This window comes from Priestia sp. P5_B4 (assembly GCF_056400385.1).
Genome location: NZ_JBFULJ010001103.1, coordinates 1 through 1,097 on the forward strand (window position 1 = coordinate 1; position 1,097 = coordinate 1,097).

General features: G+C 35.0%; 2 protein-coding genes. One reads left to right on the forward strand and one right to left on the reverse strand.

All coding sequences use genetic code 11. The features are described 5' to 3' along the window. Window positions 1–216: DUF2062 domain-containing protein (locus AC1DRF_RS29150; protein WP_477742462.1), on the reverse strand; the 216-nt coding region annotated here is incomplete at its 3' end. A gap of 258 nt (window positions 217–474) precedes the next feature. On the opposite strand from AC1DRF_RS29150, the gene AC1DRF_RS29155 reads away from it, so the two are divergent. Further along, a partial coding sequence (locus AC1DRF_RS29155) for a peptidoglycan-binding domain-containing protein (RefSeq protein ID WP_477742461.1) occupies window positions 475–1,097 on the forward strand: 623 nt, incomplete at its 3' end.

The following is a 1,097-nucleotide window of genomic DNA, read 5'->3' on the forward strand; positions in this document are numbered from 1 at the left end:
ACCTACGGATATTATAAGGCCCAATCCAAAGGTAGGAACAAAGTTCACAACAGAACCTAGACTAAAACCTAGCGCAACTTTATGTGAATGATCTTTTAATCTTAATAGTTTAATAAGTAAGTATTTAAACCGGCGCTTCAAAAACACTAATTTGCTCACATTATTCCTCCTATCTCTTCGCGCTGGCATCCTATCTTTCCTTTTGGTGTCCACCATTACAGAAAGGTTTTTTATTGTATTCAAGATTTAGCGTCACATAAGTAAAAAGAAAAATGAGGTTCAAGAACAACAGATTTAACCATTATAAGTATATTTATACTTTATATGACAAAATAAATAGTTACCTCCTAATAAATCAAGTGATTTTTGAAAATGTCACAAAAAATTCACAAATAGGTTGTTTCTTTTCTCTTTCTCCCTGCTAAAATTTTATAGTCAAGAACAAGAAAAATATAACATCGGGGGATATACTTAGTGAAAAAGATAATTTCTTCATTAGCTCTATGCTCGTCATTGATTGTGTTACCAACAATAAGCCAGGCAGCTTTAGGAGACAAGCTATTAAAAGAAGGTATGACAGATCCAGACGTAAAAGAATTACAGGATGTTTTAAGACAGAAGGGGATATTTTCAGCTACTTCGACTGGCTATTTTGGTTCAATTACAAAAGATTCAGTTTTAAGCTTTCAGCGTTCTCATAGTTTAACCGCTGATGGAATTGTAGGATCTAATACATATCAAGCGTTAATAGGTAATTCAACAAGTACGGTTACAAACGGTACACTTTTAAAATATGGAATGACTAGCAATGAAGTTGAAAAAGTACAGCAATTGTTAAAGGGAAAAGGTTACTTTAATGCCACACCAACAGGATATTTTGGTACAGTTACTCAAACTGCGGTTATGAATTTTCAACGGGATCATGGCTTAGCCGTGGATGGAATAGTAGGTCCGGCTACTTTAAATGCCTTAAATAACGCATCTAACGGCTCCACTGGTTCTTCAACTGTCAATAGTTCAACGCAAGCGACAGCTAGTGATATTGTTGCTTATTCCAAAAAATTCATAGGCGTACCATATGTGTGGGGAGGAACGTC